This is a genomic window from Stomatohabitans albus (genome assembly GCF_036336025.1).
GTDB classification, from domain to species: Bacteria; Actinomycetota; Nitriliruptoria; order Euzebyales; family Euzebyaceae; genus Stomatohabitans; species Stomatohabitans albus.
Window position 1 is genome coordinate 422618 of the sequence record NZ_JAYKKE010000001.1, and the last position, 17072, is coordinate 439689.

At 52.7% G+C, this 17072-nt stretch carries 11 protein-coding genes and 1 CRISPR repeat array; of the genes, 5 read left to right on the forward strand and 6 right to left on the reverse strand.

Annotation, left to right across the window (positions count from 1 at the left end):
• Positions 1-26 precede the first annotated feature (26 nt).
• A complete protein-coding gene (gene rpoB, locus VCU37_RS01845) occupies positions 27-3569 on the reverse strand; it encodes a DNA-directed RNA polymerase subunit beta (protein ID WP_472909350.1) in 3543 nt (1180 codons plus the stop codon).
• Positions 3570-4026: 457 nt separating this feature from the next.
• Here rpoB and VCU37_RS01850 point away from each other — a divergent pair, with 457 nt between their 5' ends.
• From VCU37_RS01850 to VCU37_RS01870, 5 genes are all read left to right on the forward strand, one after another.
• Entirely contained in the window at positions 4027-5574 is a 1548-nt protein-coding gene (locus VCU37_RS01850) for a cell wall-binding repeat-containing protein (protein WP_336248927.1), read from the forward strand.
• A gap of 681 nt (positions 5575-6255) precedes the next feature.
• Positions 6256-6876: a hypothetical protein gene (locus VCU37_RS01855; RefSeq protein WP_336248928.1), complete on the forward strand. Its 621-nt coding sequence runs from the start codon at positions 6256-6258 to the stop codon at positions 6874-6876.
• A 3-nt stretch (positions 6877-6879) separates the two neighbouring features.
• Positions 6880-7317 (forward strand): hypothetical protein, encoded by a 438-nt coding sequence (locus VCU37_RS01860; protein ID WP_336248929.1) that lies wholly within the window; start codon positions 6880-6882, stop codon positions 7315-7317.
• A 179-nt stretch (positions 7318-7496) separates the two neighbouring features.
• Positions 7497-8126, forward strand: a complete 630-nt coding sequence (locus tag VCU37_RS01865; protein ID WP_336248930.1) for a hypothetical protein — start codon at positions 7497-7499, stop codon at positions 8124-8126.
• Between the two features lies 1 nt (position 8127).
• Entirely contained in the window at positions 8128-8595 is a 468-nt protein-coding gene (locus VCU37_RS01870; RefSeq protein ID WP_336248931.1) for a hypothetical protein, read from the forward strand.
• A gap of 137 nt (positions 8596-8732) precedes the next feature.
• On the opposite strand, the gene VCU37_RS01875 is transcribed toward VCU37_RS01870, so the two are convergent.
• The 5 genes from VCU37_RS01875 to VCU37_RS01895 form a co-directional block, all read right to left on the reverse strand.
• Positions 8733-10601, reverse strand: a complete 1869-nt coding sequence (locus VCU37_RS01875) for a cell wall-binding repeat-containing protein (RefSeq protein ID WP_336248932.1) — start codon at positions 10599-10601, stop codon at positions 8733-8735.
• A 156-nt stretch (positions 10602-10757) separates the two neighbouring features.
• Positions 10758-12209 (reverse strand): DEAD/DEAH box helicase, encoded by a 1452-nt coding sequence (locus VCU37_RS01880; protein ID WP_336248933.1) that lies wholly within the window; start codon positions 12207-12209, stop codon positions 10758-10760.
• A gap of 134 nt (positions 12210-12343) precedes the next feature.
• Positions 12344-13222 carry a hypothetical protein gene (locus VCU37_RS01885; protein WP_336248934.1) on the reverse strand — a complete coding sequence of 293 codons (879 nt, stop codon included), beginning with the start codon at positions 13220-13222 and terminating at the stop codon, positions 12344-12346.
• Positions 13223-13429: 207 nt separating this feature from the next.
• On the reverse strand, positions 13430-14635 hold the full coding sequence (locus VCU37_RS01890; protein WP_336248935.1) for a Fic/DOC family protein: 1206 nt from the start codon (positions 14633-14635) through the stop codon (positions 13430-13432).
• A 217-nt stretch (positions 14636-14852) separates the two neighbouring features.
• Complete coding sequence (locus VCU37_RS01895; protein ID WP_336248936.1) at positions 14853-15728, reverse strand: SDR family NAD(P)-dependent oxidoreductase; 876 nt, start codon at positions 15726-15728, stop codon at positions 14853-14855.
• 152 nt (positions 15729-15880) lie between these two features.
• Positions 15881-17009: direct repeats of the CRISPR family, unit length 36 nt; unit sequence GCTTCAATGAAGTCCACTCATAAAGAGTGGAATAAC.
• The last annotated feature ends 63 nt before the right edge of the window (positions 17010-17072 follow it).

Here is a 17072-nt window from a genome sequence, read left to right on the forward strand (position 1 = left end):
ATGCAGGTGCCCGGCATTAATCCTGGCTAGCTGACAGCCTCGCTGCGTTCGGGACGGCTGAGGTTGATACCCAATTCTTCGGCAGCACGGAAGGCTTCACCGTCTGGGTCACGTAATTCGATGGTTTCACCGGGTGCGCTAAGGACCTCAACGTTCAGGCAGAGACTCTGCATTTCCTTGACAAGCACCTTGAAGGATTCGGGGATACCTGGTTCAGGGATATTCTCACCCTTCACAATGCTCTCATACACCTTCACACGACCAACAACGTCATCAGACTTAACGGTCAGCATTTCCTGTAGGGCGTATGCGGCACCATAGGCCTCCAACGCCCACACTTCCATCTCCCCGAAGCGCTGGCCACCGAACTGGGCCTTACCACCCAACGGCTGCTGCGTAATCATCGAGTACGGACCAGTCGAGCGGGCATGCAGCTTGTCGTCTACCAGGTGGTGGAGCTTCAAGATGTACATGTAGCCAACCGTGATGCGCTGATCGACTGGTTCACCAGTACGACCATCAAAGACCACCGCCTTACCAGTTTCATTCACAATCTGGCGACCATCGGCACCGGCATTCGTGTGGGCTAGCAGGTCGATCAACTCGTCTTCCCGACACCCGTCAAAGACCGGTGTGGCAAGCTTTTGACGACCCATGGCCAGCTTGTCATCACCCCAGTTCATGCGGTCAAACCACTCTGGACGCTCGTCGAAGCTCCACCCATTGGCGGCAACCCAACCCAAGTGGGTTTCAAGGACCTGCCCGATATTCATACGCGAAGGCACACCCATGGGGTTCAACACGATATCAACGGGCGTACCGTCTTGTAAGAACGGCATATCTTCAACGGGAAGGATCTTGGAGATCACACCCTTGTTCCCGTGACGACCTGCGAGTTTGTCACCCACACTGATCTTGCGCTTTTGGGCAACGAATACGCGCACCAGGTCGTTGACCGCCGGCTGCATTTCATCCCCATCTTCACGGCTTTGAGTACGAACACCGATGACGATACCCGTGTCACCGTGTGGCACTTTCAGGCTCGTATCGCGCACTTCACGTGCTTTTTCACCGAAGATGGCACGCAACAGGCGTTCTTCGGGAGTCAGTTCAGTTTCACCCTTTGGGGTAACCTTGCCGACAAGGATGTCACCGGGGTGCACTTCAGCACCGATACGCACGATGCCACGTTCATCCAGGTTCGAAAGCATTTCTTCGCTGACATTGGGAATATCACGCGTCAGCTCTTCAGGACCGAGTTTCGTGTCACGGGCGTCAATCTCGAACTTCTCGATGTGGATAGAGGTCATCACATCGTCACGCACTAGGCGTTCACTCAAGATGATCGCATCTTCGTAGTTGAACCCTTCCCATGACATGAAGGCAACGAGGAGATTCTGGCCCAATGCCATTTCCCCGTCTTGGGTACACGGCCCGTCAGCGATGACCTGACCGGGAGCGATTTCATCACCAAGCTCAACAAGCGGTTTCTGGTTGTAGCACGTTGACGCATTCGTGCGTCCGAACTTCGTGAGGAAGTACTTTTCAAGCCCGTTGTCGTTCTTGAGGTAAATACGGTCGGCACTCACCTCAACAACCAAGCCACCTTCTTTGGCAACCACAACGTCACCGGCATCACGGGCGGCCTTCCCTTCAAGGCCGGTACCAACATATGGGCTATCAGACACAAGCAGCGGCACCGCCTGGCGTTGCATGTTCGTACCCATCAACGCACGGTTCGCGTCGTCGTGTTCTAAGAACGGGATAAGGGCTGCAGCTACAGACACAATCTGACGTGGGCTCACGTCCATAAATTGCACTTCGCTGGGCGGCACTTCGCGTGGGTTACCACTTCCTGCAACACGAACCAAGATACGGTCATCGGTGAAGTTGCCGTCCTGGTCAACTGTGGCATTCGCCTGGGCAATGTTGTACCGGTCTTCTTCATCAGCGGTCAAGTAGCTGATCTCATCCGTTACACGACCATCAACGACCTTACGGTACGGCGTTTGGATAAATCCAAAATCATTCAGTCGGGCATAGGTTGCCAGCGACCCGATCAACCCAATATTGGGACCTTCAGGTGTCTCAATCGGACACATGCGGCCATAGTGAGATGGGTGCACGTCACGAACTTCGAACCCAGCGCGTTCACGGCTCAACCCGCCCGGCCCCAAGGCGCTTAACCGACGCTTGTGCGTCAACCCAGACAGCGGGTTCGTTTGGTCCATGAACTGGCTCAGCTGGCTGGCGCCAAAGAACTCCTTCAGCGCTGCAGTGACCGGACGAATGTTGATCAGGCTTTGGGGTGTGATGGTTTCAACATCCTGGGTTGTCATGCGTTCCTTGACAACCCGTTCCATACGGCTAAGCCCGATACGCATCTGGTTTTGAATAAGCTCACCAACACTGCGCAAACGACGGTTACCAAAGTGGTCAATATCGTCGGTGGTATAGCCTTCCTGGCCACCAGCTAAGCGCAGCAAGTAACTCATCGTCGCCAAGACGTCTTCCTTGGTCAAGGCATATTCGATTGGTGACGGCGCTTCACCAGCCAGGCTCAGTTCACGCACCAGGTGCTTGGGACCTTGTTCAGCCGCTTGTAACCGTTCAGCATGGGCAGTGTCATCAGCAAATGCGGTGGCTTCTTCCATCGTGCGCAAACCCAAACGAATCTGCTCGGGGCTGATTTTCTTGTTTAGCTTGTAGCGTCCAACGCGCGCCAGGTCATAGCGCTTATTAGAGAAGAAGTAGTTAATAACAAGGTTGCCCGCAGATTCATGGGTCTGGGGTTCACCTGGACGGACACGTTTGAAGATTTCCTTCAGCGCATCACCTGGAGTACGTACCGTATCCTTTGCCAGCGTCTGATCAAGAATCTGACGGACATTGCGCTGCACTTCGGTGAAGGATTCGGTATCACCGTTTACCCCGAAGAACTCAAGGATTTCGGAATCACTAACTTCACTCGTCAAGACATCCTCAGGCGCAATTTCATAGGCCTGCGTTTCGTCGTTGTACACGATGCCCTTCAACGCCCGGTACAGCACCGTCAAGTGCTGACGACGCTTGCGGTCAACACGTACCCCAGCAAAGCCGCGCTTATCAACTTCCATTTCTAACCAGGCACCACGGCTGGGGATCACGCGACAACCCCACACGTCACGGCCGGTCAGTTTGTCTAATCCAACGTCAAAGTAGACACCAGGGCTACGAACTAGCTGGCTCACCACGATACGTTCAGTCCCGTTGATGATGAAGGTACCTTTGTCCGTCATCATCGGGAAGTCACCCATAAATACGCGCATGGACTTAATTTCACCGGTCATCGCATTGATGAACTCGGCGGTCACAAATAGCGGCGCGGCATAGGTCTGGTCTTTTTCGCGGCAGTCGTCAATTGAATACTTAGGCGCGTCAAACCAATGGTCAGTAATACTGAGGGCCATGTTGCCCCCAAAGTCTTCGATAGGGCTGAGCTCTTCAAATACTTCGCCGAGCCCCACCTCCTTTAACCATTCAAAACTTTCTCGCTGGATGGCAACCAAATCAAGGTTGTCTATTGGCATTGGTTCGTCAATCTTGGCGAACGACAGGCGGGAGGCCGGGGCACTGGTGAGCGTCGACAAGGCGGAGTACTCCTGATTACGGCGGTGGCAAGGCGATGAGCCTTGATTTTCCAACGGGCTACCGGTCGCTGGCTGGAACCGTCGCATATACCTCTGTAGACAACGATAGGCAGCCTACGGATACCGTAGCTGCGGTTTCGAGTTCGAAGATATGCAGTGTCCCAACGTGCGTGACCTTATAGCCCAAAAGGGCGACGGCCCACTATAGGCCCCTTTGCCGTGCGCGCAATACCTCATTATTGTCCCAATGTCAAGGATCACCCCCTTATACGGGCGCGCCATTTGGACAATGTTGAAGAAACGCCAAGGTCGCTACCGTTTTGGTATCGGCGGATTTACAAGCAGATTTACCCCCGTTTTTACCGCCTAAATACCATACATGCCACTGGAGGTTCCTATGTACCGGAGCACAAGCGTCTTGTTCACCGTTGCGGCACTTGTTTCGCTCGCCCAGGTTGCGGGTGCGCAGAACCTTCACCTTGACGCTACCCAAGCAAATCCCAGCGAACCGCGTGTAATGGCGAATAGGAGTGAAGACACCCTATCGGTTAAACAGCAATCACCCACCCCCCAACGTTCCTCCATCGAGGTGGCCGGCCTTGAGTGGTCCCAGCAGGTTGATGCTGCTACGACCGTGCTTATCGCCACCACGGCTACCCCTGCAGACGCATTGACGTCTGGCGTATTACAAGGCTCTTACGAAGCCCCGCTTCTCTTTGCGGACCCCAAGCGCGGGCTGAATGTGGCCACATTGGCTGAGATTCGACGGCTCGGGGCAAAACAAGCCTTCATTCTTGGTGGGCCAGCATCAGTTCCACTCGCCGTTGAACACCAGTTGGATGGTCTTGCGGTGAAGCGGCTCCACGGCCCGACACGTATCGAAACTGCCTTAGCTGTTGCTCAAGTGGTCTCATCCCCGACCGACCCTTTTACCGGGTTGGCGAAGGCAACCTCAAGCGCACCGCAAGGCGCCCTCCTCATACGCTCACTCGACCCAACGAATGCCAGTGACCCAACGGCCGAGTTTGGTGACGCCTTAGGGGCTGGAGCGTTGGCCGCACAAACGAAACAGGTGGTGCTGCTAACCCCAACTAATGAACTCAATGCCGGGGTAAAGGACTATCTCAAAACGTATCCAGCCTTGCCCGTTCATATTGTTGGTGGTCCTCAAGCAATTAACGACCACGTTGTCAGTGAGATTCCGGCAAGTCACCCTAAGCGGCGGTTAAGTGGTGCAAGCCGCGCTGAAACAGCGGTCGAACTTGCACAATCCTCTAGTATCCGTCCTAAAGGCATTACCGTTCTTGACGGGTTCAGCAAGGACAGTTGGGCTGTTGGGTTAGCAGGTGCTCGCTACACCAGTGCGCATAGTCATGCGCTCGTTGTGGTGCACCGTGACCATACCAATACCCATGTAAGTCAGGCGCTTCAACGACTGCAGTTGGGATCACAACTGCCGGTGTATCTCGGTCGAGGCATTACGACCTTACGTGCTCGCCCTGGGCAGGTGGACCGGCTGCCATCGCCGTTCGTGTATATCGATTTAGCCGCCGAAGCCGATGGGATGCACCATTTAAATAATGCGCGCCAAGCAAGGAACCTATCACCGGTGACTCGCCACGCGGCGCTAGATGCCTCTGCTCAGCAATGGAGCCAGGCGATGCTCAAGGCTAATAAGATCTCTCATGCACCTGACTGGAGCGCTCAGATCGCCCAGGTCATCCATGCCAATCCTCAGGTTGGTTTTGGCCATCCTCTTGCCGAGAATGTGGTTATACACCCCAATGTGGGGTCGAATACCGGACGAGGTATGCACGACACCTGGATGGGTTCACGCGGCCATGCCAACAATATGTTGCGAACCGAAGCGGCCTACGTTGGATATGGTGTGGTCTGTGACCTCAATACGTGTTACGGCACACAACGCTTTACCACTCAGCGCTAAGGCCATTCAACCCTCTTGAGCCTGGCTAGCGTCGGCCTCTACGGTCATGGTAGAGGCCGTTTACATACGCCTGCCGAAGGTGTTCAGGAGAGAAATAACTTTTGATCGGCACAAATTGGCGGCACCCATTCCCCCAAAGGTGGTGCGCACATTATCATCAGGTTGTGCTTGCTGCGTAACTGATTCAGCGGGGAGTTGCAAAGAACGGTCCTCTTTACAACTCCCCGACTGGTGTCTAGCGGGCGATACCGCCATGCAGATAGCGACCTATCTGTGCAACAGCATCAATCTGAGCTCATTGAGCGCGATTCGATAGCCACATTGCCACCGAGAACAACAAGGGTACCCTCCGACGGGGCGGTTACCTACGTACATGAGGTGTAGATAGCTCCTTGCCGTCCAACATCATAGGCGCTTGACCTGGGGATAGCCCCGCGCCCGTGGGATCGAACCGTTTTATCTTCGGTCGCGACATGGCGGGTACCGGTGGGTGCATACGCCTTGACCCCTGCCCAATGAGACAGACCACAGCAGGTATGGGCCAAGCACTAGCTAACTTTTGAGGAGCTAGCCGTATCTAGAGTAGCGGAAGATTGCCGATACTAAATCAAACTTTTTCCCCCTATTCAGCACGATTCCGCATGGACTCGTTGCTTCATATCAGAAAGGACAAACCAACGTATGGTGTCGTTTAAACAGATGTTGAACACCTTGTCCATCCCTGCAGCTATCGCCGGCTTTGCTATTCCACTTACTATTACCTATCTCGTATCGCTTTATTCCCAGGATGTAGGGCTTTACTACAGCGTTCCTGCTGTTGCGTCAGCTTCGTATAACCAGCCGACTGATGAGGAGCAGCCGATAATAGAGGCTGCTGGAACAATGACTGATGACCTCGTGTCTGTGGAGTATCCCCTCGGCCAAGCTGAAGTGGTCAAGACCGCAGCCATGGCAACGAACACCACTGATGATCATCAATGGGCGTTCTTAGGTAAGAAATTAAGTACTGAAGAGACGCTTGAGGCCATGCATGATCGCGTACAAAGCTCGGGTATCCCTGACCACGGTGGCCGTTTCTATATTCGTTGCTTCAATGATGCATCAGTAGGCGTTCAAGGAGCCATCTTTAACGGATTCTCATCATCAAGAGAAGAAACCATTGAATCAAATAAGTATCACCCTGACGTTGATGCAGTGATGGGCAATCCGTTTAAAGCACCGGCACTTGCAGATGAGTCAGATTATCAGTCTTGCTTGGGACTGAAGCAACGTTTTGATGAACAATACGGTAAGGATTTTTAGACCATGAAGCGAATAGTATTCTCTTTTATCGCTGGTTCTGTAGTATGGATTGTTCTAGCAAGTTTGTATATTGCTGGTATTTCAATTTGGAATAGTACCATCAATACGGCTGATCGAACCTGGCTTTTTAATGGTAAAGAGCTTACGAGCGCTGAAATGCGTTCAGTAGCTATGGAACTTGCAAAAGATGGTGACGCTAGACCATTAGCAAGCACTTGCCACAACCCGGAGGATAATCCAAATCACTATTCGGGAACACTTGTTGACGAGAGTCGTGGTCTGGTCCATTTATTTGCGTCCCAGCCTAATCTCGAAGAAGTTCCTGAAACCACAGACCGCTTTCAAGATGCCTTAGCGTGCAATGCAGTCTTACCAAATAGCTTGAGTCCGATGGAGTACGTCTGGTTTACCGTATCTTCACCATTCGTACCAGTGCAATAAAGTCAAGGTAAAACCACCAGTTCAGAGGCGTATAGACTTCGCTTTCCGGTACGCCTTCCTGGTGGTATCCCCCCTGGGGTTAACGAAAGACACCCCAAATTGCGCAAGACTCGTGTGTATCGTCCTTGCACTTGGCTGCCTCACGCATCGTCGGCGCCAACTCACCAAAGGAGAATGCCATGCAGTCTGAATCAGCAAGACGCCGAGTCAGTCCTAGCCAAATCGGGATGGGACTACTCGGCTTTTTCTTTGTTCCGTTCCTATTTCTTTGTTATTTACTTACACCTTATATCATCCAAACTATATTATTCTTCACTGCTCAGCCTACGGTAACACACGACCCGGCTATCGCTATGCAGCTGGCAAACAATCCAGATACACCAATTGAGGAATCTGTTCAAGAGGTAGAGCTTTTTTCTTACCAACAAGAAGAAAACCTTGAAACATATGCTGGTCGTTCATTTAATATTAACCGTTCAAAATGGCTATATGAAGGTGAAATTCTCACAACAGAAATGTTGATGAATGAAATAGAACTAACAATTAAAGAAAACCATTCATTCGCAGAGAAAGGATTGGTACTTACTTGTTTTAATAGACATTCATTGAACGGAGTGCAAGCGGAAATAGCGCGTGACTCGTACGACGATCCCGGCACGGTGGGTAAGCCCAAACCGATCCCGGAGCCACAGCGTTCGATTCTTATGAGCACCATCGAAAAACCGAGCCTGCCAGAAGATACCGACTACGCGGCCTGTGCGGCACTCATCGATCAGATCAATGAGCTATATATCAAGAAGGATCACTAAGATGAAACGGCTTCTGTTCCCTTTTCTCACCGGTATTGGCGTTTGGTTTGCCCTTCTTGCCTTGTGGGTTGGTGGCCTTGCCATTTGGAATAGCACCCTGAACACTGCCGATCGTACATGGAGCTTTGCTGATAAAGAGTTGACGAGTGCTCAAATGCGGCAACTGAGTTTAGAACTTGAACAAGATAGTGACCGTGAACTGTACGCCCTATGTCTTAACCCCAAAAGCAATAAGCACGGCCTATCGGGCCGATTACAAGACCGTTCGCGCGGGAGCACGGTAAATGCAGCACCCGACTACGCCGATTACACCGATGTACCGGCCGTATCTTCATGGGAATCATTTGCTGATGAGCTTGCTTGCCATGCGGTGTTTCCTCATCACAGCTTCGATGAATTCATCTACCTCACGGTGTTTAGCCCCATAGCCTCATTGGTGATGTGGATGTTGTTCATGATGACCGGCTGATGCCGTATTACCTGGTTGCCTTGCGAAGGATAATCCGCTACCCAAAGACATCGTGACTGCACACAGGGGGCTGCTCCATTTATCTCGTAGGTGATGGACACAGAACCCTGCCCGGCTAGGGCAGGGTTCGTACCTGTTTACAGGGATTCAATAGCTTCACGACCACCAAAAATGATGTGGGTTGCGGCTGGGCTGGCATTGACCCAATCGCGCTGGCTTTGTGACAGTTCACGTTCCACCAGGAGAATCGGACCGTCACTGAGGTAGGTACCCGCCACCATGGCGTCAACGGGGGTACGACCGGTTGCAAAGCCGATGCGCGTTGGCTTGGGATAGAAGGCATTGGCTACTGCCAAGCTCAAGGCTGGCCCATCGGTCTCACCGATAGCACGTCCGACGTTCGGGTGTGCCTTGCTTGCGTTCCCGATGGTGGTGGTGAGCTCAACCTTGTGCGCTGCTAGCCAGGCCTTGGTTTCTGGGGCGGCTTGGTCACCATTGCTTAACAAGATGGCTTGTTTCGTCGCAATTGCAGGCGGTGCGGCCACGATGGGCGCCTCCCAACGTTGGCCGTCGGCAATCATGACGTGGTCCCGCTTGTGCTCGCTAACTAATTGATCAGCTACTTTCGTGGCGGTGTCGGCGCGGTTGACCCCTGCCAAGCGGTCTTGACGGGTTGCAACCCCACCGAGGGCTTTGGCGACCTTGGCCGATATTGCGGCTTCACCACCGAGCACGGTTACATGGGTGTCTGGTCGAATGACCGTTGCCAGCTCATTGGCCAGTTTGGGGTCAATGTCGTCCTTCCATGTCACGTAGATAGGGGCGTGTTCAGCAGCGGCCAGTGGGGCAGCGGCAACGGCATCAGCAGGGTTATCCGCACTGGCGATAAACACCCGTTTTGGTGTGGCCTTCACAAGATCGCGGTTAACGGCAATCGCGGTTTCAATCCGGTTTGAACCTGCCAAGCGGACGGGATTGGTGGCGTCTGGTGTTGGACTTGCCGTCGGTGCAGGGGTTGGCTCAGTGGCATTAGGTGACGTGGTCGGGGCTGGTGTAGGCGCAACCGGGCCAGGGACAACAGGGCCAGGGACAACAGGGGGTGTCTGGGGTGTCTCAGCGGGCACGAAATTGGGGGTATGTACGACCGCATCATAGGCTTCAATCATCCACCGCAGTTTCTTGTCTTTGGGGATGTCAATATCGAGACGACCGCGTCCTTCATATAAATCTGCCTTACCTTCGGCGTTGGTTGTGCGCGTTTCTCGGTGAAGGACCTTCAGCGTGTCCACATCTAATAGTGAGAACGTAACCAGCTCGTTAGGGGCAGGCTTGCCATTCAGTTCGCGGACCACAACCTCCACGTTGCCCATGGTGCCTGCTGGCGTGTACTGGCCGCGGGGGTCGGTTCGAGCCACAAGGGTGCCGTCCAAGGTGCAATGCCACGCTGTTTTGCATTCTTCTGGCAGTGGACGTGGCGGTGTTGGATCTGGAACAAGCGGGTCAGGCCGTACGGGGGCTTTACCTGGGAACGCAATGGTCATCAGGTCTGAATCAAGGGCGTATACCACCCAGCGGTAGGTCGTGTGTTCATCAGGTTTGAGATTGATACCGCCGGTTCCGTGGTAGGCATCAATGTGCCCAGCGTCGTCGGTTTGGCCGGTATAGGTCCACACTGGTTCGCGTGTTGCATCATTACGAAGGACAAACCGAACTTCCTGTTTCGCACGGGAACGGCCTTGGTCATCAACAACGTAAATATGAACATTCGTGAATGTTGATGATGGGGTAACAAATGTGGGGCCGTCCGGCAGGAGTTGCACCGTTTCATCATCATTGCAATAGCCCATGGGAGGGCACTTCACGTCTGAAACTGGCGGTTGCGGGGTGTTGGGCGCAGTCCCCGGTGGTACTGGTGGAAGTGGCGCATGGGTGTGCGCGAGTGCCGGCGCAGCGGCCATCCCAAGGGAGAGGGAGAGCGCAAGCACTGGTGATGCAAATTTAAACATGTGTCCTCCTTTTTTGATTGAAAAAGAAGGCTTACACGGGGTAATAAAAAGTTCACGGTTATGCGTTGAATCATATGATTCATCACGCTCCGTGAACTTTATATGATACGTAACGGCACCTACTTGTAACTGTTCACACGTAAGTGCCAGGTTGTGTTATGCATGAGTTTTTAACAAGACCGTTTTTGATCGGCTGTTCTGATGGGCTCCGGGTCCTGTTCCAGTCCCCTCGTGGCGATGCGGCTTCCCACCCCCATGCTTGCTCTTGGCTTTGTGCGCTTTTGACTGGGTTTTATTGGATTTATGGAATCCACCGTTGCGTTTTCCGCCTTGCCCTTTACTCCGTTTTTGTCCACGGCCACCGCCACCAGACGGCTTGCTGGGGATTACATCTTGAACCATTCGTTCAGCAATACTGCGATCTAAGAACTCACGTCCACCAGGGGCAAGATCAAAAAGCAGATCCGACTCGGGGGTGGCATTAGCCCATTCAGCATGTACCCCGGCTTTACCCATCAGGCTCTTCACATCTTTAACTTGGTCTTTGCGCACAATCGTGACCACAACGCCGCTATTCCCTGCGCGGGCGGTGCGGCCAGAACGATGCACATAGGCCTTGTGCTCAGCGGGTGGGTCAGCGTGGATAACGATTTCCACATCATCGACGTGGATCCCACGAGCTGCAATATCGGTAGCAACAAGGGTCGACACCTTGCCGTCGTGGAAGGCATTGAGGTTTCGCATTCGTGCATTCTGCGAGAGATTGCCGTGCAACTCTAAGGCCGGTACGCCCATCTTGGTGAGTTTTCGGCTTAGGTTACGGGCACCATGCTTGGTGCGGGCAAAAACGATGGCGCGGCTTGGCGCAGCACAAAGGTCAGCAATAACGCCAGGCTTATCCTCATGTGATACCCGGAGGGCATGGTGCGCCATTTGTAGGTGGGCGGCTTCGGTGTCTTCAGGGCTATCAGCCTCATGGGTAACCGGATTCGTAAGGAATCTATTTACAAGGGTTTTCACTTGTTTGTCCAAGGTGGCGCTAAACAGCAGGTGCTGGGCATCACGTGGAACCTGATTCAAGATTTTCGTGACGATAGGCAAGAATCCCATGTCTGCCATCTGGTCAGCTTCGTCGATAACAACCGTTTCAATCTGTGACAGGTCAATTTCGCCTTGGCGCATAAGGTCTTCTAAGCGACCTGGTGTAGCGATGGCAATATCAAGGCCACGATTGACGGCCCGTACCTGCGGGCCTTGTCCAACACCACCAAAAATAGTGAAGCTCGTAAACTTGGCGATCTTCTTTAATGGCTGCAGTGATTCTTCAATTTGCGATACGAGCTCGCGAGTTGGGGCCAGAATCAGTGCACGGGGACTCCCCGGAGCCGGACGGTACCGGTCCGTGATGATATGCGTGATGATGGGCAACAAGAAGGCGTAGGTTTTACCCGAACCGGTGCGTCCACGGCCAAGAACGTCGCGTCCTGAAATCGAATCAGGAAGGGTTGCTTCTTGGATGGGGGTCGGTGTAGTGATGCCGAGTAATTCAAGGGCATCAGCAATGGAACTGGGCACACCAAGCCCAGCAAAGGTATGTAATTCAGACACAAGGTCTCCAAATGACCTGCGCAAGAATATTGAGGCCCAGGGCAGATCTTAAACTGGGCAGAACGCACCACCTTACTCGTTTGGGCGCGTTTGCACAGCGCTAGCTTGCGCTCACTGTGATGAATGCCTCTTGGCTATCCAATTTTTATGGTGGCTTCTTCCAGGTAGTTTCGGGTGTCTAGCCGGCCTTTGTGATGATCAATGAGGTTGGCCACATCTGCTCGGTTGGGGTTCCAACCATCAAGCCAGTTATTCGCAAAGACTTCATTAATCGTGAACTTGAAGTCCAAGCTGGTGCCCTCATAGAGCGATAACCACGGCGCAACCACATCAAAGGCAGCGTAGTGATCCGGTTTCCTTGGGGTGTACCCACTTGGGTTGGTACTGGACACAGGAACGGCGATTTGTTGCATGACCGGAATGAATGGTGTCGGGTCAACCGGATCGCCTGGCGTTGTTGGCAATGTGGCTTCAAGGGCGTCATGCCATGTTTCACGTTCTATACGAGCAAAGAGCAGATTAAAGTTTGAAAGGACGGCCACTTTACGTAAGAAGATACGGGCGACTTGGCCAGTGTGGAGTGTAAAGGGCTGCGCATAGTGAATGTGGGCATACACCTCGGCGGCACGTGCGGTGAAATCCGCATGGTTCAAGTGTTTCCAAGAGGTTGTTGCGGTGATGTCGATAGCGGTTTGAAGTGCCTGTTCAATCGTGTCATCTTCAGGGTCTGCATAGGGTATGCCCGAAGGGCTCAGCAGCGTCGTTGTACGGCGCTCACCGCCCCATTGGAATACTGGTGCCAAGATGAAGGTATGAATTGATTGGAACACATCAGTATTCCAATCTTGTTGGCCCAGCATTTGGTCGCGCATGATCTGGAAATAGCGGAGGGCGATTAAGGCATGCCGTACTTGAACTTCAATCTCTGGTTCAAACAGGGGTTGCGGTTTTGGTGTTGTCTCACTCATGGCTAGGTCATCCTTCCCTGAACTCGGGGGAACCGTGATGGACATGTCGCTTTTTTATCCGTTAAAAGCTTAAACTCGACCCTGGCTTATATCGCCATATTTTTATAATTTTTGGTATGCCGCTCAATACCGCTTGACCACCCCCGGTGTGCGCTGGTCATGGTCTGACCGTGTACCAACCTGCTGCACTTGAACTTGGCCTGGTGGTGAGGTGTCTTTGGGTGTTTCAGGGTAACGACTGCGGCGTCCTTGTTATCGTTCAAGATCATCAAGTACCGCTTGGAGGTACTCTTCATGGGTGTATTGCCCACGTATCCATGTGACCAGGTTGCGCACGAGGTAGCTATTGGGGGTCCATCCTTCTAGGAAACAATCCGTGAGTGATTCGTTGAGAATATATTGTTCAACGCTGGTGAGTTCTTCGGTGAGCTGGGGCCAGTAGGCCGTCACATCGAAGGACAAACCACGTTGAGCGGTGGGGGGATTTGGGGCGTAATCATGGGCGTGTGGACCGGGAATGGGGCCAATTGTGACCGCATCAAAAACGGGGAGTAACGGTTCTGGTGCTGGCATGAGCTGGGTGTCACTCACGGTGCTTGCAGCCGAAGCGGTATTCCAGGCGTCGGGAGTGGTGAGAGCAAATTGCAATCGGAACGGGGATTGTCGGGCGATATGCCGTAAGAACATACGAGATGCTCTTCCATTGCCTTCCCGGAAGGGATGGGCGTAATTGACGTAGGCAAAGATGGCAGCTATGGCGTGTACAAAGGTGGGCCGGTCGAGGTTTGCCCAGGGGACAATCTCGATCATGTGTCGGACGGCGCTGAGGAACCAGTAGATTTCGCCAGTGTGTGGGTCAGCAAAGGCTGACGTTTGGCCTTTCGCCATATTGACAATACGGAAGTTGCCCGCCCAGTCGTACAGATCACCAAAAAGATAGGCGTGCAATTCACTGAGTGTGCTGTCGGTGGCGGGGAGGGGAATGACACCCTGGTTACTCATCAGTTCGACCGCTCGTTGAGCACCAAGAGCAAAGTCGATATCGGTGAGTAGATCAGCATTGGTGATATTGAGTTTGTTCTTGAGCACATCCTTGTGCGGGTATGGGCAGAAGTAGCTTGCCCAGTTACGGTCAACGATGCCTTGTGGGAGCGTTTCCCCAGGTTGAAGGCTGGGTTCGTATTCAGCATCGTCGATATAAATAGCGAATGCAGTACGTAGTGCCGCTGTATCGGCGTATTGCACGCGCGGTAGACCGAGTACCTCCCTGAGACGGGCGTATTCGGTTTCTAATTCTGCGAATACCCCTTGTAGGCCCTGTAAAAACTCGGGGGTTGGGGTACTGCCATCTGGAAGTGATTTAGCAATCACCTCATCCATAACCGTTTGGGTGGCTGGTGACACGGCAGGTAGGTCTGTTGACGCTGGCGGTCTGTCTGGGTGATCTGGCTGTTGCATAAAAATGGCTCCCTGCCGTTGCGGTGGCCATGAGCCTAACCCACTGTGGTGGGCGATCATGGTTCTTGGGGTGGACTAACCGGCTGATTTTGATCGAAAACAGTCCCCTTGATGGCGTAACACATACGTTGCATGCTCTCAAACGGCGCTCACTAGTAAGACCCACCTGGCTGGACAGTTGTGAGCACATGGTGGCGGTACGGTTGCACGGAAGCAGCTATTCGGTCGCGCTGGTGATGGCTTGTTCGGCGTATGCCCACAACTGTTCAGCTAGGTCGTCATTTGTTGCTGTGGCGGTTCGTTTGACGCGAGTGGGGAAGCCGCGTGTTTGGAACGGTCCGTTGGGGCCGATATAGCTGCCCGTTGGGAGCGGTTGAGTTGCCGCATACAGCGTTGGTAATGCGCCATATTTGGCATTCTGACCGACTACTGGTGCCAAGAGATTAGCTATGCGCTCCATCATTGGCTGACTAACAGCGGGGACACCGAGGTTCGTAATCGCCCACCCCGGGTGAGCGATTTGGACATCACTGGGGTGGTTGGATGCTCTGAGCCGTTTGGATAGTTCGTAGCCCCAAAGCATGTCTGCAAGTTTTGACTGGGCATAGGCAGCACGTTTTGTCCAAGGGCGGTGTTCAAAATTTGGGTCTTCTAGGTCGAGTTCACCCCATTGGTGGGCAACTGACCCTAAGACCACGATACGGCGTTGGACTTTGTTGAGAATGAGATTGGTGAAATGGAATGGGCCCAAGAAATTGACGCCCCACTGACGTTCAAACCCGTCGTTCGTGGTTTCGCGCCGATTCGTGGTGAGGCCGGCATTGTTGATCAGCACGTCCACTTTAGGAACCTGTTCAGCAGCAGTTTGGACGCTTTGCAAGCTGTCAAGGTCAAGATGAATAACCTCTGCATTGCCAAGCCTGTTCGCAACGCGCGTGGCACGTTCAACGTTACGAGCCGCCAAAATCAGGTGGGCACCACGATGGCTTGCCATATTGGCGGTTTCGAGTCCGATGCCGTTTGTTGCGCCAGTGATCAGCCAGGTTTGGCCGGTTAGATCTGGTATATGTGATGGGGTCCAATTCTTAGTCATGAGAATGCCTCCGTATAGGACTTCTATCCCCCACCAAGATTACGCACCTTTCCTGGTTGGTGGCTAGTATCCACCGATGACATATAGGAGGTTCTCTCATAAAGAGTAGAATAACCCTACCCCAAGCTCGGCAAGCAACGGGCTAATGCCGGGCTTCAATGAAGTCCACTCATAAAGAGTGGAATAACCCTGCCAACCCCTAGATGCCTTACCACGACTCACTTTGCTTCAATGAAGTCCACTCATAAAGAGTGGAATAACTGGTTTTGCGGGAGTGGCATGGGGGGCAGAGGGTTTGGCTTCAATGAAGTCCACTCATAAAGAGTGGAATAACCCAGGCCACCGACAGGACCATCCCAGGTGCACCAAGCTTCAATGAAGTCCACTCATAAAGAGTGGAATAACAGTACATGGGGCGACTCGTAGGGTTAGTATTACCCTACGCTTCAATGAAGTCCACTCATAAAGAGTGGAATAACACATCGAACGTCGGCGCAAACACCGGGAACGTGTACGCTTCAATGAAGTCCACTCATAAAGAGTGGAATAACGTAGGCCCTTCCTGTCAGCATCTTTGGTGGCACTCGGCTTCAATGAAGTCCACTCATAAAGAGTGGAATAACATGCTGTGTCGATGAGTTCGGATAGCTCATATCCGGAGCTTCAATGAAGTCCACTCATAAAGAGTGGAATAACCAGCTACGTACGCGGGGTTATACCAGGGCCAGACAACTGGCTTCAATGAAGTCCACTCATAAAGAGTGGAATAACCGCACCATCAATGGAGTGCTATCACGCAGCGCACGCTGCTTCAATGAAGTCCACTCATAAAGAGTGGAATAACTTTACCGCCCTGTCCTTATGTTTGCGGTGTGACAGTCGCTTCAATGAAGTCCACTCATAAAGAGTGGAATAACGATTATCGGGGTGACGGTCCTAAGTTGAATGTTCCGGCTTCAATGAAGTCCACTCATAAAGAGTGGAATAACAGCGTATGTGTGAGTTTTATACTGTGGTAGATCGACATGCTTCAATGAAGTCCACTCATAAAGAGTGGAATAACGGGCTTAGTTTGCACGGTTCGTCGCGGACCATACCGCGCTTCAATGAAGTCCACTCATAAAGAGTGGAATAACTCCACGATTTTCGGATGCTGACGCCACTAAAATCTATGCTTCAATGAAGTCCACTCATAAAGAGTGGAATAACAAGTCGAAGAAGTAATCACGACGCTAGAGGGGATAGGCTTCAATGAAGTCCACTCATAAAGAGTGGAATAACATTATACCTTATCTATCGGTCGATGCAACCAAAACTTGCTTCAATGAAGTCCACTCATAAAGA